This window comes from Streptomyces zagrosensis (genome assembly GCF_014203645.1).
Taxonomy (GTDB): Bacteria; Actinomycetota; Actinomycetes; order Streptomycetales; family Streptomycetaceae; genus Streptomyces; species Streptomyces zagrosensis.
Window position 1 is genome coordinate 102,067 of the sequence record NZ_JACHJL010000016.1, and the last position, 25,730, is coordinate 127,796.

The window sequence follows — 25,730 nt, forward strand, 5'->3', positions numbered from 1 at the left end:
TCCTGGCGGGAATGTCGGCCCTTCGCCCCCGACCCGCCCCCGCGGCGAGCACTAAGCGACGGGGACGATCCGGCCGCGGTCGAGGGTCACGATCTCGTCGGCGGCGGCGAGGCCCGCCCGATCGTGGGTGATCAGGAGCGTGGTGCGGCCACGGGTGGCGTCGAGGATGTCGGCTAGCACGGCGGCGGCGGTGTCCGGGTCGAGCCCCTCGGTGGGTTCGTCCAGGACGAGTACGGGCGGGTCAGCGAGGAGTGCGCGAGTCAGGAACAGGCGCTGGCGCTGGCCGCCGGACATGGTGGCGCCATCCCCTCCGATGAGGGTGTCCCAGCGGTCGGGCAGCGTCTCGATCCAGTTCAGGAGTCGGGCCCTGCGGGCCGCTTCGCGCAGGTCGGCGGCCGTGGCTTCGGGCCGGGCCAGCAGGAGGTTGGCACGGATCGTGGTGTGGAACACGTGCGCGTCCTGAGTCACGCCGGTGATCACCCGGCGGACATCGGCGGCTGCGCAGTCGCGAAGTTCGCGTCCGCCGACGCGAATGCTGCCGGCTTCGTACGGGACGAACCGCATGAGCGCTGCGATCAGCGTGGACTTGCCGGAGCCGCTGGCGCCGATCAGTACGACCCGGTGGCCGGGCGGCAGTCGGAGGTTCACCCCGTCCAGGGCTGGGGGATCGCCGGCGCGGTGGCGCACCCGCAGGTCGGTGATGTCCACGCCGATCGGCTCATCGGTGGGGAGCGGGACTGGTGCTGGCGGGTCAGCGACAGGAGGCGGCGTGTCGAACAGTTCGGCCAACCGGCGCGCCGACGCCCGTACTTCAGCGAGGCGGCGGGCGGCGGCGGGTAGCGGCGCGAGGGCCTCGAAGGACACCAGCGCAAGGACCGCGAGGACGGTGAGGTGCACGGCAGGCAGCGCACCGGCCTCATGTGCGTGCAGCGCGAGCCAGCTCACGCCGACCGTCGCCCCGCTCTGGAGTAGCAGTACCACGGCCGAGGCGAGCGAGGTCGTCAGGGCCTTGCGGTGCTCCAGCGCGGCGATCTGGGCGCCGACGCGGTGGGCCCGCTCGTGGGCGCGGCCCCGGGCTCCGTAAGCGGCCAGGTCCGCCGCCCCCCGATGTAAGTCCACGGTGTACGTGGCGAGTTCGGCGCGCGCTGCCTTCTCCGCGTGGCCCGTACGGCGGGACAGCGCGAGCACCAAAGCGGGCAGGAGAAGCCCCGCCACGGTCAGGAGCAGCGCGAGCAGGAGACCTGCCTGCGGCAGCATCAGTGCGGCTACCGCGGTGGTGGTCGTGGCAACCGCGTAGGCGGCTGCGGATGGGATCAAGACCCGCAGTAGCAGGTCCTGGGCGGCGTCAACGTCATCGACGAGGCGCGTGAGCAAATCGCCGTCGCGAAAGGCAGGAATGCCCGCGGGGGCGAGCGGCACCAGCGCCTCGTACACCCGGGTGCGAAAGCCCGCGATGGCCCGCAGTGCCCCGTCGTGACCGAGGAGCCGATCGGTATAGCGCAGCGCTCCGCGGCCCAGGGCCAGGGCGCGTACGGCGACGATCGCCACGCTCACCGAGGCGAGCGGGGGCTGTTCGGCGGCGCGGGTGATCAGCCACGCAGCGGTGGCCAGCAACGCGGCGGCGGCCAGTTCGCTGCCGGCCGAGGCGAGCGCGGCGGGCAGCAGCCTGCGCCAGTAGGGGAGGAGGTGGCGCAGGAGGCGAACCGTGGGCCGCGGCCCACGCGTACGGGCCGCTGCGGCGGCCTCGACGTGGGACGTCATGAGACCGGCAGTTCCTGTGTGAAGGGCGTTCGGGGGAGGGTGAGGCTGCCTGCTCGTACCGTGATGATCCGATCCGCGTGGGGGAGCAGGCTCGTGCGGTGTGCGACCACGAGCGAGGTTCGGCCGTGCATGAGGTTGACCGTGGCCCGGGTGACGGCGGCCTCGTGCACGGGGTCGAGGTGAGCGGTCGGCTCGTCCAGGAGGAGTACGGGGGCGTCCTTGAGGAACGCGCGGGCGAGGGCGATGCGTTGGCGCTGACCGGCGGAGAGCCCGGTGCCGCGCTCGCCGAGCACGGTGCCGTACGCCTTCGGCAACTCCTCGATGAACAGGTCCGCCGACGCGGCGCGGGCCGCCTGCCGTACCTCGGCGTCGCTCGCGCGGGGGCGCCCGAGGCGAATGTTGTCCGCAACGGACTGCGCGAACAGGTGCGGGCGCTGCGGCACCCACGCCACCTGGGCGCGCCACTGGTCGGGGTCGAGGTCCGCGAGGTCGGTTGCGCCGACGGTGACGCGGCCCGACTCGGGCGCCACAAAGCCCAGGAGCAGCGCCAACAGGGTGGACTTGCCCGCGCCGCTCGGGCCGACCAGGGCCACGTGTTCGCCGGGACGTACGGAGAGGGACACCTGTCGCAGGGCGGGCGCGGCCCGACCCGGGTAGTGGACCGTGACCTCATCGAGGCGTAGCTGCCCCGTGCGGGCATCGGGAGCCGGTACGCGACCGGTGCGCGCTGGCTGTTTTGTCTGCGCTGTCTGCGCTGTCTGCACGGCGGGCACGGTGGGCGTTGTGGGCGCGGCGGGCGTGTCCTTGTCGTCGAGCACGGTGAAGATCCGCTCGGCCACCGCGATGCCCTCGGCGCTGTCGTGGAAGGCCGCGCCCGCGGCGCGCAGCGGCAGATACGCCTCGGGGGCGAGGAACAGAACGGTCAGGGCCGTGCGGAGGTCCAGTTCGCCGCCAAGCAGCCGCAACCCGACCGGGACGGCCACCAGCGCCACCGAGAGGGTGGCGACCGTTTCCAGGACGAAGGAGGACAGGAACGCTACGCGTAGCGTGCGCATGGTGGCCCGCCGATGGGCCTCCGCCATCTCGCCCACCACCCGGGTCTGGTGCTGCTCGCGGCCGAAAGCGCGCAGCGTCGGCAGCCCGGCCACCACATCCAGGAAGTGCCCACCAAGCCGCGACAGCAACTGCCATTGGTGGGCCGTGCGCCTGGCGGTGTGCAGGCCGACCAACGCACCGAACACGGGGATCAGCGGCAGCGTGACGACGATGATCAGTGCCGAGGTCCAGTCGGTCCACACCAACCAGGCGACGACCGTGAGGGGCACCACCGCGGTGGCCGCCATCGTGGGCAGATAGCCGACGACGTACGGGTCGAGGGCGTCGAGGCCGCGAGTGAGCAGTGTGGCCGTCTCACCGTGGCGGTGGGCCATCAGCCGCAGGGGACTGGTGTGCTGGAGCCGGGCGGTGATCCGGCCGCGCAGGGCGTGTTTGGCGTCGGCCGCGGCGCGCTGAGCGAGTAGCCCGCGTGCCCAGGTCAGCAGCGCGCGCAGCGCCATGACGGCGGCCAACGCGGCCAGCGGCGTGCTGGGATGCGGGCGCCCGGCGAAGCCGTTCGCGAGGACCGTCGCTAGCAGGCTCGCCTGGGCGACGATGAGCCCAGCGCCCACCAGGGCCAGCACCGCGGAGCACATCAGGTGGCGTCGCAGCGCCGGGAGTTCTCGTATCAGGCGGCGTTCGACCGGCTTCATCTTGGGGCCTCTCTCCTCGCCTGTGTGTCTCAGAAGTAGCTGGGGTGACGGCGGCCCGTCCGCCCTCGAAAGGCCCACCAGCTCCACGTCTGATACGCGAGGATCACCGGGATCAGCACGACCCCGAAGGCGGTCAAGATGGTCAAGGTGGCACCGTCTGTCACGGCCTGGTGGAGGGTCATTCCCGCGCCCGACGAGCTGATCAGGACGTACGGGTAGTGGCCGGCCCCCACCAGAAGTACCGGCAGCGCGGTGGCGCAACAGGTGGCCGCAAACGCCCGGATGTGGTGGCCGCGCGACAGGTGCCACCAGGCGCCGGCGAGCGCCGCCGCCAGCAGGGCGGCGAGGGCCGCCGAGGTCGCCCGGTTGGTCATGGAGGCGCCCGCCCCGAAGAGTGTCAGGAGCAGCGCGAGAGAACCTACGGCACCAGTAGCCCGCAGTAGGGAGGAGCCCAACTGGCACGCAGTACGCGCGAGTTCGGGAGCCGATCGTAGGGCGATGAAGGCTGCCCCGTGTGCTGCGAAGAGCAGTGCGGTGGTGACTCCGCAAGCCAGCACGAACGGCGTGAGCACGTCACCGGGTCCAATGTGGAAGGTCCCGTCAGTCCGGCGAGGTACGCCGTGGAGCAGCAGGCCAACGACGAGCCCCCAACACAGGGCGGGCAGCGCGCCGCCGAACACGATCAGGATGTCCCACCAGTGGCGACCGCGGGCGCTATGGGCTCGACCGCGTAGTTGGACCGCGGCGTTCCCCAGGACCAAACCGACGAGGATCGCCACGATGAGCGGGTAAAGGCCGGGCAGCAGGTCGCCTTCCAGGTGCGGGAAGGCCCCGAACATGACGCCGGCGAAGGCCACGAGCCACACCTCGTTGCCCAAGAAGAACGGTGCGATGGCGTCGAGGGCGGCGTTGCGGCTGGTGCGCTCGACCGCGGGCCCGGCTTGGGCTTGGCCACCGAGGAAGGGGTGCAGCATTTGTACGCCGTAGTCGTAACCGCCGAGCACGAAGTACCCGGCGAGAAGGAGGCCAAGGAGGGCCACCCAGCAGGTCTCCAAACTCATCTTGCTCAACTTTCCATCACAGAAGGGGATTGCACAGGGGAGCCCGCACGCAGGGGAGGCGATCTCGGTACGTACCGGCAGGGTCGGCTCAGTAGGTCGGGACCGGCTGTTTCTCGTCGGCGCCGTCACCTGGTACGTCATGGGGGAGTGGTTCGGTGGCGCCGAGTTGGGTGGCGTGCGGGCCGCGGCGGGCGAAGCGGGCGATCAGGCTCCAGTTCACCGCCGCCAGGGCGACGAAGACGGTGATGAACGCGGTGCAGGACACGACCAGTGAGGTGCGGCTGACGTGGGAGAGCGCGTCATTGACGGTCAGTTCGCCGTAGACGAGCCAGGGTTGGCGCCCGACCTCGCGAAATACCCAGCCGCCCGCTGAGGCGATGAAGGGCAGCGGGATCATCGCTGTCATCAGATAGGCGAGAGGGCGCCGGCGCACCAGCCAGTCCTTCCACAGCAGGCACACGGCGATGAGGGTCACGGTCGACACGGTGTTGCCGATGATCGTCATCGTGTCCATCGAGACGCGTAGCCAGCCGTGTGGGGGCGCGTAGTCGGCGGGCCCGTGCTCCGTGACGAGTTGCGCTTGCAGTTCGGCGACGCCGCTGTTCTCCAGGGCGGCCATCTTCATCGGCTGGGTGCGTTCGAGCACGGGGAACTGGAGGTCGCCGACGATGATGACGAAAAAGGAGGCGACCGCGCCGATCCACAGGCCCAGGCGCAGGGAGCTGCGGAAGAGTTCAATCTCCTTGGTGCCCCGCGCGAAGTGGAAGGCGCTGATGCCGGTGACGAAGACGCCCCCGGTCGTCAGCGCGGCGAGCGTGATGTGGGCGAGCGCGAGCAGGGCATGGGGATTGGTGAGTAGCGCCCCGAAGTCGGTCAAGTAGGCTTCGCCGCCGCGCACTTCGTAACCGACAGGGTGCTGCATAAAGCCGTTGGCGATCATGATCCAGTACGCGGAGGCGTACGCGGTCAGCGTGACCAGCCAGATGAGCGTGACGTGCACGCCCCTGCGCAGGCGGCCCCAACCGAAGATCCACATGCCGAGGAAGGTGGACTCGGCGAAGAAGGCGATGAGGGTTTCGAGCGCCAGCGGGGCGCCGAAGACGTTGCCCGCGAACTTGCTCAGGCCGCTCCAACTCAGTCCGAATTGGAACTCCATGACGAGGCCGGTGGCGATGCCGACCGCGTAGTTGATGACGTAGAGCTGACCCCAAAAGCGCGTCATGCGCTCCCGGGTGGCTCTCTTGTCGGGATCACGGGTGTAAGCGGCTCGGGTGTGCATGATCGCGACGATCGGGACGAGTCCCATGGTGAGGATCACAAACAGCCAGTGGATGCCGGTCGTGGCCGCGAACTGGAGTCGAGCCAGCTCCGCAGCGCTCATGATGCGACCTTTCTTGCGGCGGGTGCTCTGGACGGGATTCGACATGCGGCCCGGGTCCGGGTCGGTGGATGTTGGGTGGGTGCGAGGTCCCCGCTTCGCGTGTACAGATGCCGGGCGCTGTTGCCCGCCACCCGTGCGGTGACCTCGATGGAGACCGTAGGCACAATTGCTTATGCATTCCAATACCGGTTTGGTCATGTGAAGATGACTCAGAAGGCATAAGCGAAGGTGGACCGTGGATCTTCTACAACTGCGTTACTTCCAGGCCGTAGCCCGCTTCGAGCACATCAGCCGGGCCGCGGAGGAGTTGCGGGTCGCCCAGCCTTCTCTCAGCCGCGCCATCGCGCGCCTGGAGGCCGACTTGGGCTCCCCGCTCTTTGACCGGCAGGGCCGCCGGGTCCGGCTCAACCAGTACGGCGCGATGTTCCTGCGCCATGTCGATCGCGCCCTAAGCGAGCTCGACGACGGCCGCCGGGCCGTCCGTGAGGCCCGCGATACGGGGCTTGGTCGGGTCAGTGTGGCCTCCGAGACCCTCCTGACCGTCATCCCACTCCTTGGCGGCTTTCGCGCCGCCTACCCCCGTGCCGACGTGCGTCTCTTCCAATCCACTGCGGAGGAGATGGACCGCCGACTGCGCGCCAGGGAAGTGGATTTCTGCGTGGCGTCGCAGCCGCTGACCGGAACGCCATTCGAGTCGGTCGAGCTCGCCCGCGAGGAGGTTTTGCTCGCGGTTCCGCATGGCCATTGGCTCGACGGCCGGGAGAGCGTGACGATCCCCGAGATCGCCGACGAGCCCTTTGTCACCACGCGCCTCGGCCACTGGCAGCGCACTCTCCTCGACCGACTGTTCGCCGCCGAGGGCCTCACGCCGCTGCTGTCCTGTGAGGGCGACGAACCGGGCGCCAGCCAGGACATGATCAGCGCGGGCCTTGGCATTGGTCTCATCCCGGTGGTGTCCCGTCAGGTCGGTACGCATGTGCGCGTCCCGGTCGCCTGGGTGCGCATGGGCGCACCCGACTGCCACCGCGTGCTCACCTTGGTGTGGAACCGGGACAGCTATCTTTCCGAAGCCGCCCTGAAGTTCCGGGAGTTCACCACCAGCAGGCCCTTCATGACACACCGCCTGCCCGACCCGCGCCGCGAGCACTCCCACGATCCGTCCTAGCGCGCAGGCCACTCCTTTGGTATGTTCCGACGCGCCGCCCGATCCCTGGCCAAGGACATCGCGTGTCCGTACGGCCGGCATCTGATGGCGAGTTGGTAGGGGTGTCGCGTCCCCCATCACTCACGGCGGCGCCATCTGCATCTTCCCGTTTCCCACTTGACCGGCCTCCGTGCTGCGGCGCACTCTCGCGCGCAATCGGACGCCATCGAGGAGTTCCGTCATGCCCAACATCACATACGTCACCGTCGATGGGGCCGCGCGTTCGGTCGAAGTCCCCGCCGGCACGAGCGTCATGCGCGGCGCCACATCCAACGACATCGACGGCATCGTCGCCCAGTGCGGCGGCAACGCGCAGTGCGCCACCTGCCACGTCTACGTAGATGAGGCCACCATCGACAAGCTGGAACCCGCACAGCCGAACGAGGACGACATGCTCGACTTCACGGCCTGCCAGCGCCGGCCCAACAGCCGGCTGAGCTGCCAGCTCAAGGTGACCAGCGCGCTGGATGGCCTGATCGTCCACCTCCCCGAGCGGCAGAACTGATGGCCGATGACACACCGCCCACCTCCGTCACCATCGTGGGGGCCGGACAGGGCGGCTACCAAACGGCAGCGTCGCTACGCGAACGCGGCTATGCGGGGCATATCACGCTTATCAGTGCCGAGGACACCCTCCCGTACGAGCGTCCGCCGCTGTCCAAGACGTACCTCATGGGCGATGCGTACCTCCAGGGTGCGGCACCACTGTGGCTGCGGCCGGCGACGTACTACGTACGCCAGTCGATCGACCTGTTCAGCGCAACCGTGACCGAGATCGACCCGGCCGCCCGCACGGTCCGCCTCGCCGATGGTTCCGAGCACGGCTACGGCCATCTCGTGCTGGCCACCGGGGCCCGGCCGCGCACGCTCGCCGTGCCAGGAGCCGGGCTGCGCGGCGTGCACACCCTGCGTACCGCGCAGGACGCCACCGCGCTACGGGTCTCCCTTCGTGCCGCTCGGCGCGCGGTGGTAGTGGGCGCCGGGTTCATCGGCCTCGAATTCGCGGCCGTGGCACGGACGTCGGGCTGTGAGGTGACGGTCATCGAAGCTCTCGACCGACCGCTCGCCCGGGTCGTAACGGCGCGGACCGCCGAACACTTCACGCAACTGCACCAAAGGGAGGGCACCCGGTTGCTGTTCGGCCAGGGAGTTGCGGCCCTGCACGGCGATGGCCGCGGAGGCGTGGCGGCAGTGGAGTTGGCCGATGGCCGGCGAGTGCCGGCTGATCTGGTCCTGATTGGCGTCGGCGTCACCCCGCGCACGGAACTGGCCGCCGCGGCCGGCCTGCCGGTCAGCGACGGCATCACCGTGAACTCTCGGCTGATGACCGCTGATCCACACGTCTCAGCCATCGGCGACTGCGCGGCCTTCCCGCAGGTGCGCTCGGGGAATCGGCGGCGCATCGAATCGGTGCAAAACACCGTGGGCCATGCCCGACTGGTCGCCGAGCGGCTGACCGGGGCGGCCCACGCCTACGGGGAACTGCCCTGGTTTTGGAGCGATCAGTTCGCCACAACCGTACAGATCGCTGGGCTGGACGAGGGCCACGACGCCGAGGTGGTGCTCGGTGACCACCCCGATGCGTTCTCGGTGCTTCTCTTTCGTGGCGATGACCTGGTGGCGGTCGAGTCCATCAACCGCCCCGCCGACCACCTGGCGGCCAGGCAACTCCTCACCACCCAAGCAACATTGAGCCCGAGCGACGTCACCGCACCGGGGTTCACGCTCAAGGGCCACCTCGCGAGGCACAGCGCAGGAGCGCCCATCGGCTGAGCAGGGCCCGGCCCACAGGAACCCACCCCGGCCTTGCCGCTGGGCGATGGGCGGGCCCGTACGGCAGGGCTCAGCAGCCTCGTTGAGCTCATGTGCCATGGAGGTCTGCTACGAGGAGGTCGAGCGTGGCCTCCTCGTGGAGGGCGATGCCCAGGGCGCGCATGGCGGGGGTCAGGCCGGGGTCCCAGTCCGCCACAACGGGCAGGCCGGCCAGGGGCAGGTGCGGTATGCCCTGCGCCTGGGTGCGGGCGGCGAGTTGTTCGTAGTCCTCGGCGGTGAGCCGCCAGGGCCGGGCGTCGTACCGGCGGATGACGCGGTTGGCCAGCGTGATGCCGGGCCAGTCGAAGTCGCCGTGATAGGCGAAGCGGCAGCCGCTGGCGGCGAGGGCATCTAGGAGGGTGAGGACCACCGTGGCTGCGCTGCCCGATGTGCACACCAGCGGCTGCGCACAGGCGGCGTCGGCGGCGGCCTCCACAACGCGGGGGTTCTCGCAGACATGGATCACCGTGCCCGGCGGCAGCCTCAGTTGCAGGGTGTGGAGGTCGCGCAGGGTCAGCTGAGCCTCCGCGTGGTGCTCTGTCCGTTCCCGTAGTGCGCGCTCGCGCCAACCGTCTCCCAATGGGCGCAGCCCGTAGGACAGTACGGTGCTGGACACCTCGTCCGGGGTGACGCCGGCCTGGCGCCACACAGCGCGCCGGCCGGCGGCGGTCTCGGGGAACTCGGCACCCTGGGCGAGGGCGATGCCTCGTTGCACGAGGCGTGCGAGCCACGTTCCATCGTCTAGTCCGTGCGCAGATCCGGTCGCTTCGACGGCGAGCTCGCCCCGGCCACGGGGGCCCGACCGCTGTGGACCAAGCAGCAAGGTGAGTACCTGCACGGCCTGTTGGAGCGTTCGGTCCGCGGCCTGTGGGGTGGTTCCCCTGGGCGTGCCCGCGCGGCGTACGACCTCCTGCCACTGGTGCACCCACGGGTCCGCACGAAGGGCGCTGGCGTCCACGTGGGCGGCGAGCGATGACCACACCTGCTCGCGCCGCGCCTCGGCGCCTGCCCGGGCCGCACGGCGGTCGATGAGCGCGGGGCCGAGCGCGCACAGGGTCTCCACCAGGCCAAGGTCGGCCGCCGATGCGCGAAGCCGAGCATCGAGCGCGTCAAGTCGCAGGGTCACCGTAGAACCCGTCACGGCCTTGCCCAACAGGTGGGACAGTGCTGTCTTCTCCTGCGCGTCGAGGTCTGGCATGCGCAGGGTGCCGGTGGCTTGCAGGCCGTTGGACTCCAGACGCTTTCGGGCCGCGGCCCACAGCCGATCCAGGCCCGGGCCCGTCAGCCAGTCCCGGGTCTCGGCCCGAAGCGCGCTCATACGGACACCAACCGCCGATGGCGGCCGTTCCATGTGTAGTGCAGGGTGGCTACGCCACGCACGAGCGGGTCGCGAAGGCATTCGTAGATCTCCAGCGAGGGAACCTCGGCCCAGTTGCCCATGAGCCGCTCGCTGGTGAGGACGAAGTCCAAATCCAGGTCCACGAGAATCCGGCCCAGCCGACCGTGGGTGGGCTCGTCCACCTTGGCGAAGGCGTCGTCAAGAAGGATCAGCCGCGGCGCGTGCGGTGTGGCCTCGCCGAGCGTCGTGAAGTGGGCTGCGGCTGCGGCGAAGAGCACGAGGTAGGACAGTACGCGCTGCTCGCCCTGGCTGAGTCCGGTGCGGCCGGTGAGCTTACGTTTACGGCCCGGGGCAGCGTCGTCCACCACGAAGGTGTGGAAGCGGAACCAACCTCGGTAGTCCAAAGCCGTGCGCAGGTGGGCGGCGTAGCCGGCGGACGGATCGGCCCTGCGGGCGTCCTCGACCCGTCGTTGCAGCACCTCGCGAAGCTGCTCGGTCTGCTCGCGGGTGCGCAGCCCGGAGGGGCTGCGCAGCAACTCGACCGCTGCTCGCACGTCGGCGTCGGCATCGTCGTCAAGCTTCCACTGCAACTCGACACCGAGCCCATGCGAGGTGCGGACGGTCTTGAGCGTGCCGTTGAGCGCGGCAACCAGGTTCGCCGCGGCGATGACCTGCGTCGATAGATGGTCGCCGAGTTCACCGGCGAGGAACCGCTGGAAGACCTCGCTCTCCCGCTCGGTCAGCCGACCGCGAGCCACCGCTGCCTGGTCGGCGATCCGCTCCCCGACGAGGGCCACGTCATGGGAACCGTGGTCGTCGAGCAGCCGGCAAACCTTGATTCCGTCGAGCTCGTCGAGCTGCGCGTCGAAGCCGCCGGCGAGCTGGTCACGCAGCTCGGTGTGTCGGTTGAGGAGCGCCGTATCGGATACCTCGCTCTTCGACCGTTCGAGGCGACCGCGTACCGCATCGGCGAGTTCGCGCAGCGCCCGAATCCGGCTGCGGGCATCCGTCAGGGCCTCCTCCGCGGGGTGCTCGGGAAGCGCCGAGCGCTCCAACCCCACGCCCCGCAGCACCTCGGGCCTGGCGAGCGCACGGCGCAAGGTGCTGCCGGCCGCGATGACGGCGGCTTCCTGCACCACCAACTGCTCGCGCTGGCTCGCCTCCTGCTCCTCTGCGCGCACCCGCGCATCGTGGAGCGCCTCCAGGGCGCGGCGCGCTTCCGGTAGGGCCCGTAGGGCGGCGGCGACCCGGTGTTGGGTCTGCGCGTCGCGCCGCAAGATGTCGTCCTCGGCTGAGCCGATCGTTTCCTCAAGCGTGCGCAGGACCTGCCGAGCGGGGCGCAGCGCGTCCAGGCTGAGCTGGTAGTTGCGCTCCGTCACCAGCCGGTCGTCATGGGCGCGCTCATACGCCGTGCGCTCTGCCCGGTTGCTGCCGAGGTCCCGCGCTGTGTTGCGGATGGCCCGCATCAGGTGCCCGGTGCCGCTTTGCAGCGCGGCCAGCGCGGCGCGCACCCGCGCAAGGGCGTCGGGGGTGGTCGGTAGGTCGTGGGCGGTCGCGGTGGCCTCCACCTCACCGCGGGCGGCAACGGCAAGGGTGCGCGCGTCCTCGGCCGCTCGGGCGGCGTGGGCCGCCTTGCCGGTCAGCGTCCGCACGGCGGACTCGACGTCATCGAGCTGGGACCAGGCGCGCGCCAGCCGCCTGGCGTGCGGAAACTCCCGCACGGCGGTGCCAAGGGCCCGGCGCCACGCTTCAACTTCCTCCAGCCTTCCGCGCTCGATAACGAGTTGGTGCTCCACTTCCTGCCGTGCGTGTTCCAACTCGGCCAATTTCCGGCGCCTGGTCTCGGCCCGCACCGCGGCACCCACATACTCGGCACCGTCCTTCGCATGCCGGCCGCGCATGGCGCCGAGCCGCCAACTGCCGTCGTAGAACACGGTGCTGACCCCCGCGGCTGCCGCGGCCGGTGCAAGCGCGACGGCCCGCAGCACTCGCTCGACCTGCTCCGCTGTGACGGCGCTCGCTGGGTGCGACACGGGATGCTGCACGGGACGCAGCGCATCGGCGAGCGTGGGCCCGCGTGGCACCGGCAGCATCGGGTCGAGCAGCGTGTCGCGCGTGTGGGCATCGAGCACAGCGCCGTCCGCCATGACCCAGGCATCCAGCAGACCACTGGCCTCCAACGCCGCTTCCAGGCCGGCTCTTTCGGTGGCAGAGAGCCCTTCGGCGAAGTCCACCAGTCGAAACAGCGGCGCCCCCGTGCCGGCCGACCGTTCCGCAACGCGATGGTAGGGAACGGGCGGCTGCGGGTCCGTGCGCTGCTCCCACTGACTGTGCTGTGTGATGAGCCGGTCCCGCTCGTCGACGAGCCTGCTCACCCCCAGCGCGAGGGCGTCCCGCCGTTGGCCGAGGTCATCGGCGTGCGGGTCCAAAGCGTCGTGAGCAACCTGCTGCGCCTGCCCATCGACGCTCGCGGGCAAGACGCGGTCCGCGAACGGCGCGTCCAAGGAGGCGTCACACCTGACCGCCTCCTGGACGGCGTGCAGCGACGGGCAGTGCGGTCCGACGCCGGTGCTCGTACGCTCCGTCCACGCGATCACCTCATGGGCGTACGTCTGGCTCTCCTCGACAACGCGGGCCCGGCTGACGACGCGACGTTCGGCCGCATCCTCCACCTCTCCTTCCAGACGCTCCCGTTCGGCGTCCGCGCGCGAAGCATCGGCCTGCGCCGTACGAGCCGCGGCGGCGAGGCCCTCCACTTCCTGGGCCATGCGCAGGCGGTGCTTCATCACCGACTGCGCGTTCTCCAACCGGCCGCACCACTCGCCCAGGCCCGAATCGGTGGCCGCCACATCCGGGACGGTCACGCGCCGATGGTGCACGGTCTGTGTCTCATCGGCCGGGCCGGGGAGCTCCAGCTCCGCCGCCCCGCACAAATCGCTGTGCTGAAGGGCCACCCCGTCCCCGAGATGGCCCGTGGGCAACCCTGCCCGCTCGGCATCTGACAGCAGTTCCCGGTGCACCGTGGAGAGCTCACCAAGCCGCTGCCCCAGTCGCTCGGTGCCTTCGGCCAGCCGGTCCGCGGCGCTCTCCTCGGCCCGGTGGGCGCTCAGCACGGAGGAGAAGGCCGTGTCCGCCGCGGTGTGCAGGGCGGCCACGGTGGCGCGGCGCTCGGACAACTCGGCGAGGCTGCGATACCCCTCGCTGGCGCGGAGCGCTTCTTGCTCGGTCTGGGCGGCGTCGCGCTCCTCCTGAAAGGCCCGCAGCCTTTCGTCGGCCTCCCTCTCGCCGGTCCGTAGATCGCTGGTGTGCTTGGCGGCGTCGCCGGCCTCCCGGCGCCGCTGGGCGAGGGTGTCCAACTGCCCGCTCACGCCATCTGATGCCCTCCGCAAGACGCCTACCAGGTAGCCACGGTAGGTGGTGAGGAAGGTGCGCAGCGCGGTGTCGGTCCGCTCCAGCCGGCCAAGTTCCTCCCGGACGGCGTCCAGATCGTGCAGGCTGCGCGACACCTTTTCTACGGTCTCTTCGTCCAGTCCCGGCAGCGTCTCGCTGAGCAGGGAAATGAGCCCGCCCGACTCGATGCGATCGCCGACCGTGGGGCGCCGCAGCCGGTGCAAAAGCTGAGTGAGGTTGCGGTAGCGAGTGGCGTCCGTGATGCCGAACAACTTGCGCGCGACCTGGGTCCGGTGCTGAGCGGGCCGTTCGGTGACGTTGTCCGCGCCGATTCGCTCCTTGAGCTTGTCCACGGGCAGCGGCCTTCCCCCCTCCACCAGGTGCACATCCGCGCCGATCCGAAGCGGGGTGATGAAGAAGGACGGAACGGCCCTCTTGGACGTTTTCGATGCCCGGATCGCCGCGCCCAGGGTCAGGAAGTGTTCCGTGCCATCGGCCGCCGTTTTGCGGAACTCGACCCAGAGGTACCCCAGGCGGTTGGTCTGCTCGAAGCCGTCCAGCATCAGCCACAGGAGCGTGGTGCGGCCCGTACCCGTGGCATCCAGTGCCCGGGAGTCGCCGTCCAGCAGATAGGGCAGCAGCATCTCCAGCGCCTTGGACTTGCCCGCACCGTTCTTCCCGCGCAGCAGCAACCGGCCGTCGCCGAACGCGAATTCCTGCTCGTCGTACTGCCAGACGTTGTGCATGCCCGCGCGGTGCAACCGGAAGCGGTGACCGGAAGGCGGGGCCGAACGCGGCAGGGGAACGGCCACGGGCGTATCCGGGCTCATAGCGGCAACTCCTGCTGTGCTGCGGCCTCGGGTCGTGCCCCGGGGGCCTGGTGGACGGTGAGGCGGGTCGCGTAGCGGGCAGCGGCGGCGAGCAGCACCAGACCGCTGTCCTGGGCGCGTGCCCCGGTGACATCGGTGACGGGGCGGCCGTCGGTGACCTCCTCGTCGTATCCGATGGGCACGCCGTGCCCAGCTGAGCGCAGTGGGCCGGCGCGGGCCACGAGCCGCATGCGGACCAGAAGGTCGAGCACCGCATCGCGCAGCGCTTCCGGGTCCTCCAGGTACCCCCGCTGCCAGTTGCTGCGCCGGCCGTACTCCGTGACCAATTCGGCCAGCACCGCCGCCACCACACCCTCCGGCACGGCCACCCCGATCAGCAGCCGGCCACCGGTCGCGGGGTGCCCAGGGTTCACCGGCCGCAGCCGCTCCACCAGCCGTTCCAGCAGGAGCAGCGCGGCCTGCGCGACGGTTCCCGTACCGGGCAGGTGGAGGTCGGTCACTTCCTCATCCGGGTCCACGAGCACCACGCCCTCGGCCCGAATCTCCGCCTCAAGGCCCAGGAGCTCGGAGAACGCCTGGGACTCGCGACGCTGCCGGGTACGCAGCCAATCACGCTCGGCGTCGGTCAGCTCATCGAGATAGACGGCAGGTGTCTCCACGAGCATGCGGCGCACATAGGTGCGGGGGCCGCCGAAGCCGGGGTCTGCCGATCGCCGCACGAGGTCGGCGCCGTCCCGGCTCTGGGCCAACGGCCCGGCTACCACGACACGGGCGACCTCGCGGTCCACCGTGATCAACGCCTCCCCACCGTCCTCCTGCGTCACCGTGGCCACGCTGCCCTCGGTCTCGGTGAGCACCCCCCACTCGACCAACTGGCGCAGCGCCGCGGCCAGCGTCCGCTTCTCCGCTGCTCGACCCGTGCCCTCCAACTCGACACCGGCATCGGCCGCCGCGGCCCTGATGTCGGCGACCAGCCGCGACAGGAGTACCTGCTCGGGGGCGGTCACCAGGACCGAGAGCGCCAAGGCGAGGCACGCGTAGGTGCGCGGGGTGAACGGCGTGCCGGTGGAACGCTCCAGCCGGTGTCCCGACCCTGGGCCAAGGCCGGCCTTGAACAGCCGAGCGTAGGAGGTGTCCACCAGCAGCCGGTAGCCGAGCACCTGCTGGAAGTGCTTCCCCAGCCATTCGGCATGCCGTCGAATCAAGGGGAAGAGCTCCGCGTGTGGGCCGTTGGCCGTCACCAAGGGATGCGCGAGCAGCAGCCGGCCGGCGCTGCGGCGCTCCGCCGCGAGGGCGACATCGTGCGCCGATGGGAGTGTCACGACGCGCTCACCTTCCTCATGCTCGCTTCCGTGGCACCTTCCGTAGCGCCGCCGCCCGTGCTGTCAGCAGCGCCACCGCTCCTGCTGTCAGCAGCGCCCTTTGCAGCGCCATCTGTAGTGGCAAGGGTCTCGACGGACAGCTCCAGTTCGTCGAGCAACAGCTCCCCATCTACGGAGTGCAGGGCCGTCTGGGCACCGGCCAGGTGCCGGACCGTGAGCCCGATGCCCAACTCCGCGTCCTCGCTGTACGCGGCGTCCACGGTGAAGGCATCGGTCTGGCCCGTTTCGGGGTCAGCGATGCGCCGAAGTTGGGCATTGCCCAAGGCGGTTGCCAGCAGTTCCAGTAACAGGGCGAGGGCAGCAGAGGTGAGCTTGACCTGTGCGAAGCGCCCGGAGGCGCTGCGCAGTTCGTCCGCTGCGGCTCGCCTGGCCGCAGCCCGGTCGCGCGCGGCCTGCTGGAGCCGTTGCTTTTGCTGTGAGTGATCCTCTACGGCCGATGCTCGGCCGCGCTGGGCCCGACTGCCCCGTTCGCGCAGCGCCACCGGGACCTCGACCACGGGCCCGGTCCACCAGCTTGTGTACGCGGGCACTAGCTCATCCGTTGCCGGTGGAACACCCAGATGGCGGGCGCTGTAGAGGCCGAAGGCCGCCACCGCGATGTCATGCGCGTCATCGGGGGCCGCCTCGTCGAACCAGCGGGCGAGGCGCAGGAGATCCTTGCGCCGCGACATCTCCCCCGAGGCCGACCGCAACATCCGCTTGGCGTTCGCGAGCAGTGACTGAAGCGCGCGCAACGTGGCGTCGCGTAGCTGATCGACCTGGCTTCCCTGCCCATCGACGTCGGTGAACCAGCCGCGCAGCCCCTCCCAGTCGGCCATTTCACGGCCTCGGCTGCGCTGCACCCGCACCTCCGGCTGTCCGGCCAGCGCGAGTGATGTTCCCGCAAGTCCGCGGGCGTGCGCATCGAGACGGGCCAACAGGTCAGGCAGCTGTGGCCACAGGCTGCTGAGCACCGCGGCGATGCGGGGCGCGCGAAAGGTCACCTCCTCCGTGATGGCCTCGACATAGTCCAGGAGTAGTTCCTTGAAGCCCTGGTACTCGGCGCTGTCCAGGTCGTACCGCGCCAGCACCTGGCCCAGGTATGCGTAGAAGTCCCGAACGGAATCGGCGAACTCGGCGAACTGCACGAAGAGCGTGCTGACTCGCTCCAAGGCGTCTTGCGGCGCCATCTCGCCCGGGCCCTGGACCAGGTGCGCAAGTTCGCGAAGCCCGCGCTCCACAAGTGCCAGCAACTCGCTACTGACCTCGCGTGCTGCGTCCGCGCCGAGCAGGACCTCATCCGCGTCCCGTTGGATGCGCTCACCCAGCTTGGTGAGCTGGTAGCGCGACCGGGCCCGCTGGTACTCCGTGATGCTCGACGCCTTCACGGTATGGCTGCTGCGCAGCAGATTGCCCCAGTTCACCAACCGCTCCAGCCGGTCCGTCAGCGTTTCGGCGCTGAGTTGGGCTGCCGAGCTGTCGGAGTCGGTGAGCTGCGCCAGCACGTCGGGTACCGAGAGGTCCGCCAGCAGCGTCCCGCAGAACACCCGCATGATCGCCACGTAGTCAAGCCGCTCAGGCGTGCTGAGGTAGCTGTAGGCCGTCAGCCGTTGCCACGCTTGGTCGCGGTCGGCTTGCGGTGACGGCTCTTGCGGCGATTCCTCCATGCGCATGAGAACGAGGTTACGCACCCGCACTGACAGTGACCGGCGCGGTGGGGGCGAAGCGGCGCTGGAAGGCTTGGGCGGGCTGGTGGGGGAGGAGGTGACGGCGCTGGTGGGGGAGGAGGTGACGGCGCTGGTGGGGGAGGAGGTGACGGCGTCGGTGGGGGAGGAGGCGACGGCGCCGCGAGGTGCGGACGCGAGAGCCGACCCGCGCTGGGACTGGGGGGCGCGGGTCGGCTCGTTCCCGTGGGGACAGGGTGGCGCTGTGCGGGTGGGGCGGGACAGCGCGGATACGGGGTCGGTTCGGGTCAGCGGCCCTGGAGGGACTTGACGTTGTTGCCGAAGGACCACGATCGGGACCCGTCCCAGTTGATGGACCAGGTCATCAGGCCCTTGAGGGCGTTGTTGTACTTGTTCCACGCCTGGCTCACCAGGCCCGGCGACATGTAGCCGCCTCCGGCGCCCGGTTGCGCGGGCAGCCCCGGTACCTGCTTGTCATAGGGCACCTTGATGGTGGTTCCCTGGATGACCAAGCCCTTGTTGAGGCAGTCGGTTTGGGCTGTGAAGCCCGCCACCGTACCGGCCGAGTAGGAGTCGCCGGAGCAGCCGTACATGCTGCCGTTGTAGTACTGCATGTTCAGCCACCACAGTCGGCCGTTGTCCGCGTACTTCTTCACGATCGGCAGGTACGCGCCCCAGATCGAGCCGTACACCACGCTGCCGCCGGTGACGTATGCCGTCTCGGGCGCCATCGTCAGGCCGAAGTTGGAAGGCATCTTGGCGAGTACGCCGTCGATGATGCGGATGAGGTTGGACTGTGAGGGCGAAAGCTGGTTGATGTTGCCGTTGCCGACCAGGCCGGTCTCGATGTCGATGTCGATGCCGTCGAAGTTGTACTTCTGGAGGATCGGTACCACTGTCTCCACGAAGCGGTCCGCGACCTTGCTGGAACTGAGGTCGATGCCGGCCGCGGCCCCGCCGATGGACATCAGCAGCGTGGCGCCGGATGCCTTGGCGTCGCACATCTCGGCCGGCGTGGAGACCTTTACGGTGGCGTCCATTCCGTTCTCCCACAGGACGGTGCCGTCCGAGCGGATGACCGGGAATGCCGCATTGATCACGTTGTAGCCGTGATCGCGGATGCGCTTGTCGTTGATGGGGACCCAACCGAACGGCGGGTGCACGCCGTTGGCTGCCCCGTCCCAGTTCTCCCAGTACCCCTGGAGCACCTTGCCCGTGGGCTTCGATTTGACCGGGCAGGTGTCGGCACGCGGTGTGTCGGGTGCTGTGCGGGGTGCGTCCGACGCCGCGGCGACCGGCACTTGCGCGGCGAAGGCCAACGCCAGGCCGACTCCCAGCAGGCGTAACGTCCGACCGATCATGATGTGCTCCCTTCTGGCCACGGACGCCACGACCGGGTAGGCGCGACGTCCATGGGGGTGCGTCTTCGGGGGGAGTTGGTGGGGCAGCCGGCCGCGGAGGTGCAGGTCGGCGGCGTTAGATGTGGACATGACAGGTGAGGAAACGCAATGGGGGGCACGCGTACCTCCTCAACCGGGCAGGCCAACGGGGGGCATGGATGTGTGGTGCGCCACACGGTAAGTTGGTCCAGACCTGTCGTCAAGAGGTCTGGACCAGATGAAACTGGCCGCGCATGGCGATGCCCCGGCCGGAAGAACTCCGGCCGGGGCATCGGCCGCCATGCCGGGCGGCCCCGAGCGAATCGGCCCGACTACCGGGTGCGGCGCACCTGTTCCAGTGCGCCGGCACCGACCGCGGTGGTGGAGCCTATCTGCGGGGCTTAGTCCTGCTGTGCACTCTTCGGGAGCGCACGCCAGGCGACCTTCGTCTTGGTCTTGAAGGACCAGTCGAGCATCTTCTTCGCGTCCACGTACCGGTTGGAGTCGTTGAGGAGGACGCCAACGACGGTGCGGTTGCCCTTCGTCGTCGCGAAGACCAGGCAAGGCCCTGCGGCCGTGCCCGTTCCGGTCTTGACACCGAAGGTGCCCTGGTACGAACCGAGCAGCTTGTTCGTGTTGTACCAGGTGTACGTGCGGCCGTTGGTCGCCTTCTGCTTGGTGCTCTGCGACTTCACGACCGCCTTGAACGTGCCGTTCTTGATGGCGTGCCGGGTGAGCTTGGCCATCTCGCGCGGCGTCGTGTAGTTGGCGCCCTTGGCCGAGATGCCGTCGAACGAGTCGTACTTGGTGTTCTTCAGGCTCAGCGACTTGGCCTTCGCGTTCATCTTGGAGATGAACGACTTCGTCCGGGCTGCCTCGGTGCTACCCGAGCCGAACGTGTCAGCCAGTGCGTACGCGGCATCGCAACCCGACGGCAGCATCAGCCCGTACAGCAGCTGGCGCACCGTCACCTTGTCGCCCGTCTTCAGGTCGGCGGTGCTCGCCTTTTCCCTGGCGACGTAGTCGCGGTAGGACTTCTTGACGGTGACCTTCTTGTTGAGGTCCACCTTCTTCGTGTCGAGCACCACGACCGCGGTCATGATCTTGGTGGTGCTCGCCATCTGAAGCTTGGTGTCAGCGCCCTTGGCCCACAGCTGCTTGTTGGCGCCGCTGTCGAGCAGGTACGCGCCCTTGGCAGTGATGCCCGAAGGCCCGGTAGCCGCCTGAGCGCTGCTCGTCGGTACCACGATGGCCAACGCCGCTGTAGAGGCGATTACCGTCGCTCCCCACCGGTACATCGCGCGGCCCCCACGTCGTTCCATATGCGCTCCACTTCATCTTGTGCGTTGATTGTGCGAGCGAATGCTCTCATTAGGTCATTTCCGACAGTTGGGTGGGGGTCAATGCAGGCCGGACACCCAGGCGTAGGCGCGTCGTGCGTCGAAGTCGCCCTGTCCGCCCGGGAAACACAGCCCGACCGACGCGAACCACGGGTCGTGCACGGTCGCTGGCACATACGGCACGGCGATACACCGCATTCCGGCCCGGTGGGCCGCCTCCGCACCCGGCGGGGCGTCCTCGACCACCACACAGTCGGCGGGCTCAACGGCCAGCCTCCGAGCCGCCTCAAGGAACACGTCCGGCTCCGGCTTGCCCCGGCCCACCTCCTCGGCTGAGACGAACGTCGTGAGCTGGGCATCGAGCCCGGTGGCGGCCAGTACGGTCTCGATCGCCAGGCGCGATGACCCGGACGCCACGGCGATCGGATGCCCCTGTGCGTACAACTCCTCCACGAACTTCCGCATCGCGGGGAATGCCTCGGTCGAACCACTGGCCAGCTCCAGATAATGCCGGTTCTTGCTGGCCAGCAGTTCGTCCACGGACGCGTCGATCCCGTACTCGGATCGCAGCATGGTCATCGTCTCGCGGGTGCCGATGCCGATGAACCGGGTGTGGTCCTCCCACTCGAAGTCGGTCACCCCGTAGGCGGCCAGGGTGCGGCGTCCGGCCTCGAAGTAGTAGGGCTCGCTGTCCACGAGGGTGCCGTCGAGGTCGAAGATGACCGAGATGGTGCGGGAAGTGCTCATGCAGACCAGCATGCCAAGCCGCGATCATGGCGTCCGCGCGGGTTTCGGGCAGCTCATCGGTCAGCGCTCGCAGCGGTGGACGCGCCGGCGGTCAGCGCTGGTGGCCCGCCTGCGCGCCCACCGCGTCCACCAACGGGAGCATCCGGTAGGGCACGTGCTGCCGTAGGGCGATTTCGGTACGGGTACGCACCACCCCGGGCAGTTGGATTAAACGTTGGACGACGTCCTCCAGGTGGCCCGCATCCCGCGCCACCACCCGGGTCAGCAGGTCCCCGCCACCGGTGATCGAGAACGCCTCGATGATCTCGGGCACCTCGGCCAGCGCGTCCCCCACGTCATCCAAATGCCCCTGGGTCACCTCGATCTGCACAAAGGCCAGCACCGGATGCCCGAGCGCGGCGGGGGACAGCCGGGGGCCCGTGCCGGTGATCACGCCGTCGCGCTCCAACCGGTCGAGCCGCGCCTGAAGGGTGCCCCGCGCTACGCCGAGCAGTCGCGCGTACTCCCGCACGCTGGTGCGCGGCTGCTCAAGCAGCAGCCGCAGGATCTTCGCGTCGAGGGCATCCACGGCCACGCGCCACCGACTCCTTTGCGTTCATGCTCGTCCTGCTCGTCCGTAGAGTCCCAGCTGGTCCCCTATGCGGCCCGATGACTGTACCAATGGCCTCGCCAAGGCCGAGCCCGGCCGGGCCCGCGATGCTGGGGGCCCGTGGTGCAAGGGACCTGTGGTGCAAGGGGCTCGTGGTGCAAGAGCGCCCGCACCGCACCGCGTGCAGCACCCGCCGCCCCGCCGCCCCCCAGCTCCGCAAGGTCGTTCCCCCGCTCGCGGTAGCTCACCGGTCGGCCTCCTGGCGCATGCCAAGGAACCAGTCCCGAGCGGCGTCCGCGGCCTCTCGTAGGGTGCCCGGCTCCGTAAAGAGGTGGGTGGCTCCCGGTATGACGCGCAGGGTGTACGGGGCGCTCAGTTGCTGCGCCGCCTGTTCGTTCAGCCGCAGCACCTCGTGGTCCGCACCGCCGACCACGAGCAGCACCGGAGCCCGTACCTCGGCGAGCGCCGCACCCGCCAGATCCGGGCGCCCACCGCGGGAGACCACGGCTGCTACTTGGTCGGCGCGCTCGGCAGCCGCGATGAGCGCCGCGGCGGCGCCCGTACTCGCCCCGAACAAACCCACGGGAAGCCCCTCGGTGCCCGGCCGGCGCACGAGCCAGTCGATCACCGCCGTGACGCGCCGCGCCAGCATCGCGATGTCGAACCGCAGCTCCGCTGTGACCTGGTCCACGCGTTCCTCTGCCGGGCTGAGGAGGTCGATGAGCACCGTGCCGAGTGCGGCCGTGTGGAGCGTGTCGGCCACTGCCCGGTTGCGCGGGCTATGCCGTGAGCTGCCGCTGCCGTGGGCGAACACCACCATGCCGCGGGCCCCATCGGGCAGCGTCAGATCTCCTGTCAGCGTGACGTCGCCGGCATCGACGATGGCTGTCTGGGTTGTGGTCGCTGTCGTCGCCATGGGCGTGCTCCCTCCGTACCGCGCGGGTACCCGTACGCGCCGGTGACACAACTGGTTGAACGGGATAAGTCGGGAGTTTTCCCTTTGTGGCTCCTGGGCGGACGGACTGCCGGATGGGCGGGCCGGCGCAAAAAAGAGGCAAACCTCGTGGACGTGGCGGATGCGGTGAACGAGAGGGATGCGGTGGATGCGGCTCGCTGGCCGGGCGAGGGGATGCCCGTGTGCGATACGTGATACGTGATAGGCAGCCACCAGTGCGGTGCCGTTCAGCGCTGTCGGGCTGGCCGGATGACGAGCTCGTTGACGTCCACACCGGGCGGCTGGCCGATCGCGTAGGAGATGGCGTCGGCGATGCTGCCAGGCGCGATGGAGTCCGCTCGGTACGTGCGCATCGCCTCCCGCGCGACCGTGTCGGTGATCGAGTCGGCCAGCTCGGATTCGACGACTCCGGGGGAGACCGTGGTGACGCGGATGCTCGGGTCGAGCTCTAGTCGTAGTCCCTCGGTGATGGCCCAGGCGGCGTACTTCGTAGCGCAGTAGACCGCCGCTGTCGGCGCCACCTGATGGGCGCCGATCGAGGCGACGGTGACGAAGTGACCGCTGCCCTGCTGTTGGAAGTGCGGCAGGGCGGCGGCGATCCCGTGCAGGAGGCCACGTATATTGACGTCGATCATCCGGTCCCACTCGGCGGTCAACAGGGCGTCTAGCCGCGACAGTGGCATCACACCGGCGTTGTTGACGATCACGTCGATCCGGCCGTGCCGCTCGGCTGCGGCGTCCGTGAACGCGGCGACGCCTTCGCGGTCGCACACGTCGATGTGGCACACATCGACCTTGCCGCCTGCGGCCTCGATGTCGTGCGCAATCGTGGTCAGCCGGTCCGTGCGACGAGCGCCGATAACCACCTGATGGCCCTCCCGGGCCAGCTGTACCGCGGTGGCCTGGCCGATGCCGCTGCTGGCGCCGGTGATCAAGATGACCTTGGCGGGGGTGGTCACGGTGCTTTGGGGCGTGGTCATGCGATCTCCGTAAGTTGGCAGGCGACCCGGCGTGCTGTCGCGTAGGTGATTCCGTGGGCACGGCAGTGCGGGCACGGCGATGCGGGCACGGCGACATGGCGCGCCGGCGGCCGGCGCGTGGTGGAGCGGGGGGTTAGGGCTTGCGCGGGTGGGGCGGTGTCGGGTGGCCTGCCGACGCCTGTGGGGCGGCCCCGGGCCGGGGGTGCGGGGTCGGGCGATGGGTGGTGGCGTCGGCGGTGAGGCTGCCGAGCAGGGACAGCGCCTCATCGGACGGGCTGCCCGGGTCGGCCTGGTAGACGACGAGCTGTTGGGTGGGGGCGCTGTTCACGGTCAACGACTCGTAGTGCAGCGTCAGCTCACCGGCCAGCGGGTGATGAAAGCGCTTGGTCCCGTGGCTTTTACCGCGAATGTCGTGGCGGGCCCACAGGCGGCGAAAACTTGCGCTTTTCACCGACAACTCCCCGATAAGCTCCATGAGTTGATGGTCATTGTGGTCGGCCCCCACCGTCGCGTGCAGTGCGCCGACGGTGCTCGCTGCTACCCGGTCCCAGTCGGGGTAGAAGGTGCGCGCGTTCGGGTCGAGAAACACCAGCCGAACCAGGTCTTCGCGGTAGGTGTGGCCGTCGAACAGAGCCGCGCCGAGGGCGTTGGTGGCCAGTACCGCCAGGCAGCGATCCACGACCACGGCGGGAGTGTGTGGCCAGGCCGCCATCAGTCGCAGCAGGTGGGGGCTGACGTGTTCGCGCTGAGCGGGCGGGCGTCGCCTGCTGGCGGGCGGTCGGGCAAGCCGGTGCAGGTGTCCGGCCGCCTCGGCTGTCAGCTCAAGGGCGCGCGCCAGTGCATCGACGACCTGGGCCGAGGGGTGGCGCTCGCGGCCCTGCTCCAGCCGTATGTAGTAGTCGGTGCTGACGCCGGTGAGCTGGGCGACCTCCTCGCGGCGAAGGCCCACCACGCGACGGCGGGGCCCGGCCGGGATGCCGATGTCCTCGGGCCGGAGCAGTTCACGGCGGGCCCGCAGAAACTGCCCGAGCAGGTTCTCCCTGTCGATGTCCATGCCCTTGAGGCTAGGCGCGGGGCCGGGGGCGCACGAGAGCCGAGGGTGGCCGCGATACTCCTACCCTCGGCCCCCCTTGTCGGCCCGCTGGCCTTTGTTCTCAAGGGCTGAGCAGGGCCTATGCGTCGTCCTTATGGGCCGTACGCCCCGCGGTTCGTTTTGTCCCGCTGTCATGGGCTACCCGGAACATCCGGATGCCAGCAGCCAAAGGGAGAGAGTCATGGCCGATGTGTCGGCGCAGGAGCTTGAGGAGCTGTGGAACGAGTTCCATGCGGTGGTGAACATGAACTCGCGTGAGCTGAGCGATTGGCTCATGACCCAGTCCGCGGGGCAGGACGCCGAAGCGCTCCCGGACCAGGCGGGCACGGACGACGGGCGCCGCGTACTGGAGATCCTCGGCAAGCGCCGGGTGGACCTCGCGGAGGATGACCTACGCATCATGCGCAAGGTCATCGACACGGTCACCTCCGAACGGGGCACTGACCTGGAACCCACCGCGGGCGAGGCGTCCTGGCGCCACCGGCTGATGACCCTGGGGCACGACCCGCTCAAGCCGCTCACCTCGGATGAAGGCTCCTCCAGGAACCGCCACCGGTAGGGGCGACCTGCCGGCGCGATGGGGGTCGAGATGCCCCGGGACCCGCAGCGATTCGCCGCCCGGCCGGGTAGGTCAGCAGGCCCACGGCAGCGGCCGGTCCGCGGCGCTCCCTGGCGCGTGGGCCCGGTCTCCGGCGGGCATGGCCACCAGGGCCTCGGCCGGCTCCTCGCCCGTACGGATCTGGCGCAGCGCGTGTGCGGGCAAGACGACGGCCTGCCCCGCTGACACGGTCTGGGTCCGGCCGCCGCTGGTGACCTCGATCGAACCGCTGGTCAGCATCCACACCTGCTCCCGGTCGATCGCATGCTCGGGCCCGGTGCTGGCGGGCGCCATGCGGACCTGCCAGGTGCTCAGCTCGGCGCTGCCCCGGCTCGGTGCGGCCAGTCCCGTCATGACGGCGGCGGGCGTGGTGGTGACGTATTGCGGTGACGGGGTGATGACGTGCAAGGTGGCCGGGCGAATGGGCCACGAGGACCTGGCGGAGCTGCGCACCGACCTCGCCCGCCTCATCCGCTC

The 25,730-nt window shown here is 69.7% G+C and carries 21 protein-coding genes; 5 read left to right on the forward strand and 16 right to left on the reverse strand.

Going from position 1 to position 25,730, the window contains the following annotated elements:
* Nucleotides 1-51: 51 nt before the first annotated feature.
* The 4 genes from cydC to FHS42_RS26455 all read right to left on the reverse strand — a co-directional run bounded on the left by cydC (nucleotide 52) and on the right by FHS42_RS26455 (nucleotide 5,951).
* The gene (gene cydC, locus FHS42_RS26440; RefSeq protein ID WP_184576190.1) at nucleotides 52-1,761 is read right to left on the reverse strand and encodes a thiol reductant ABC exporter subunit CydC; all 1,710 of its coding nucleotides are present in this window, start codon (nucleotides 1,759-1,761) and stop codon (nucleotides 52-54) included.
* Nucleotides 1,758-3,509, reverse strand: a complete 1,752-nt coding sequence (gene cydD, locus FHS42_RS26445; protein WP_184576192.1) for a thiol reductant ABC exporter subunit CydD — start codon at nucleotides 3,507-3,509, stop codon at nucleotides 1,758-1,760. The genes cydC and cydD overlap by 4 nt, the downstream gene beginning before the upstream one ends.
* Before the next feature lie 29 nt (nucleotides 3,510-3,538).
* Entirely contained in the window at nucleotides 3,539-4,570 is a 1,032-nt protein-coding gene (gene cydB, locus FHS42_RS26450; protein WP_184576194.1) for a cytochrome d ubiquinol oxidase subunit II, read from the reverse strand.
* Nucleotides 4,571-4,658: 88 nt separating this feature from the next.
* Nucleotides 4,659-5,951, reverse strand: a complete 1,293-nt coding sequence (locus FHS42_RS26455; protein WP_184576196.1) for a cytochrome ubiquinol oxidase subunit I — start codon at nucleotides 5,949-5,951, stop codon at nucleotides 4,659-4,661.
* A 235-nt stretch (nucleotides 5,952-6,186) separates the two neighbouring features.
* Between FHS42_RS26455 and FHS42_RS26460 the strand changes: the two genes are divergently transcribed.
* From FHS42_RS26460 to FHS42_RS26470, 3 genes are all read left to right on the forward strand, one after another.
* Nucleotides 6,187-7,116 carry a LysR family transcriptional regulator gene (locus FHS42_RS26460; RefSeq protein WP_184576198.1) on the forward strand — a complete coding sequence of 310 codons (930 nt, stop codon included), beginning with the start codon at nucleotides 6,187-6,189 and terminating at the stop codon, nucleotides 7,114-7,116.
* A 220-nt stretch (nucleotides 7,117-7,336) separates the two neighbouring features.
* Nucleotides 7,337-7,660: a 2Fe-2S iron-sulfur cluster-binding protein gene (locus FHS42_RS26465; protein ID WP_184576200.1), complete on the forward strand. Its 324-nt coding sequence runs from the start codon at nucleotides 7,337-7,339 to the stop codon at nucleotides 7,658-7,660.
* Nucleotides 7,660-8,928, forward strand: a complete 1,269-nt coding sequence (locus FHS42_RS26470; protein ID WP_184576202.1) for an NAD(P)/FAD-dependent oxidoreductase — start codon at nucleotides 7,660-7,662, stop codon at nucleotides 8,926-8,928. Before FHS42_RS26465 ends, FHS42_RS26470 begins: the two co-directional genes overlap by 1 nt.
* A gap of 88 nt (nucleotides 8,929-9,016) precedes the next feature.
* On the opposite strand, the gene FHS42_RS26475 is transcribed toward FHS42_RS26470, so the two are convergent.
* The 4 genes from FHS42_RS26475 to FHS42_RS26490 are packed head-to-tail and all read right to left on the reverse strand — an operon-like array spanning nucleotide 9,017 to nucleotide 17,560.
* Nucleotides 9,017-10,285, reverse strand: coding sequence for a TIGR02679 family protein (locus FHS42_RS26475; protein ID WP_246495432.1), 1,269 nt, complete (start codon nucleotides 10,283-10,285; stop codon nucleotides 9,017-9,019).
* Complete coding sequence (locus tag FHS42_RS26480; RefSeq protein WP_184576206.1) at nucleotides 10,282-14,526, reverse strand: TIGR02680 family protein; 4,245 nt, start codon at nucleotides 14,524-14,526, stop codon at nucleotides 10,282-10,284. The genes FHS42_RS26475 and FHS42_RS26480 overlap by 4 nt, the downstream gene beginning before the upstream one ends.
* Nucleotides 14,523-15,848, reverse strand: coding sequence for a TIGR02678 family protein (locus tag FHS42_RS26485; RefSeq protein ID WP_184576208.1), 1,326 nt, complete (start codon nucleotides 15,846-15,848; stop codon nucleotides 14,523-14,525). The genes FHS42_RS26480 and FHS42_RS26485 overlap by 4 nt, the downstream gene beginning before the upstream one ends.
* Nucleotides 15,845-17,560 (reverse strand): TIGR02677 family protein, encoded by a 1,716-nt coding sequence (locus FHS42_RS26490; RefSeq protein WP_246495433.1) that lies wholly within the window; start codon nucleotides 17,558-17,560, stop codon nucleotides 15,845-15,847. The genes FHS42_RS26485 and FHS42_RS26490 overlap by 4 nt, the downstream gene beginning before the upstream one ends.
* On the opposite strand from FHS42_RS26490, the gene FHS42_RS26495 reads away from it, so the two are divergent.
* Nucleotides 17,553-17,882: a hypothetical protein gene (locus tag FHS42_RS26495; protein WP_184576210.1), complete on the forward strand. Its 330-nt coding sequence runs from the start codon at nucleotides 17,553-17,555 to the stop codon at nucleotides 17,880-17,882. The genes FHS42_RS26490 and FHS42_RS26495 overlap by 8 nt on opposite strands.
* Here FHS42_RS26495 and FHS42_RS26500 read toward each other — a convergent pair.
* From FHS42_RS26500 to FHS42_RS26530, 7 genes are all read right to left on the reverse strand, one after another.
* A complete protein-coding gene (locus FHS42_RS26500) occupies nucleotides 17,860-18,933 on the reverse strand; it encodes a chitinase (RefSeq protein WP_184576320.1) in 1,074 nt (357 codons plus the stop codon). The two genes, FHS42_RS26495 and FHS42_RS26500, sit on opposite strands and share 23 nt — an antisense overlap.
* A 419-nt stretch (nucleotides 18,934-19,352) precedes the next feature.
* A complete protein-coding gene (locus FHS42_RS26505; RefSeq protein WP_184576212.1) occupies nucleotides 19,353-20,273 on the reverse strand; it encodes a D-alanyl-D-alanine carboxypeptidase family protein in 921 nt (306 codons plus the stop codon).
* 78 nt (nucleotides 20,274-20,351) lie between these two features.
* Complete coding sequence (locus tag FHS42_RS26510; protein ID WP_184576214.1) at nucleotides 20,352-21,038, reverse strand: HAD family hydrolase; 687 nt, start codon at nucleotides 21,036-21,038, stop codon at nucleotides 20,352-20,354.
* A gap of 91 nt (nucleotides 21,039-21,129) precedes the next feature.
* The gene (locus tag FHS42_RS26515) at nucleotides 21,130-21,612 is read right to left on the reverse strand and encodes an Lrp/AsnC family transcriptional regulator (protein ID WP_184576216.1); all 483 of its coding nucleotides are present in this window, start codon (nucleotides 21,610-21,612) and stop codon (nucleotides 21,130-21,132) included.
* A gap of 259 nt (nucleotides 21,613-21,871) precedes the next feature.
* Nucleotides 21,872-22,543: a dienelactone hydrolase family protein gene (locus FHS42_RS26520; RefSeq protein ID WP_184576218.1), complete on the reverse strand. Its 672-nt coding sequence runs from the start codon at nucleotides 22,541-22,543 to the stop codon at nucleotides 21,872-21,874.
* 266 nt (nucleotides 22,544-22,809) lie between these two features.
* The gene (locus FHS42_RS26525) at nucleotides 22,810-23,562 is read right to left on the reverse strand and encodes an SDR family oxidoreductase (protein WP_184576220.1); all 753 of its coding nucleotides are present in this window, start codon (nucleotides 23,560-23,562) and stop codon (nucleotides 22,810-22,812) included.
* Between the two features lie 133 nt (nucleotides 23,563-23,695).
* Complete coding sequence (locus tag FHS42_RS26530) at nucleotides 23,696-24,616, reverse strand: helix-turn-helix domain-containing protein (protein ID WP_184576222.1); 921 nt, start codon at nucleotides 24,614-24,616, stop codon at nucleotides 23,696-23,698.
* Between the two features lie 220 nt (nucleotides 24,617-24,836).
* Between FHS42_RS26530 and FHS42_RS26535 the strand changes: the two genes are divergently transcribed.
* The gene (locus FHS42_RS26535; RefSeq protein WP_184576224.1) at nucleotides 24,837-25,214 is read left to right on the forward strand and encodes a DUF3140 domain-containing protein; all 378 of its coding nucleotides are present in this window, start codon (nucleotides 24,837-24,839) and stop codon (nucleotides 25,212-25,214) included.
* Nucleotides 25,215-25,286: 72 nt separating this feature from the next.
* Here the strand turns inward: FHS42_RS26535 and FHS42_RS26540 are convergent, their stop codons facing one another.
* Nucleotides 25,287-25,661, reverse strand: coding sequence for a cupin domain-containing protein (locus tag FHS42_RS26540; RefSeq protein WP_184576226.1), 375 nt, complete (start codon nucleotides 25,659-25,661; stop codon nucleotides 25,287-25,289).
* Nucleotides 25,662-25,730 lie beyond the last annotated feature (69 nt).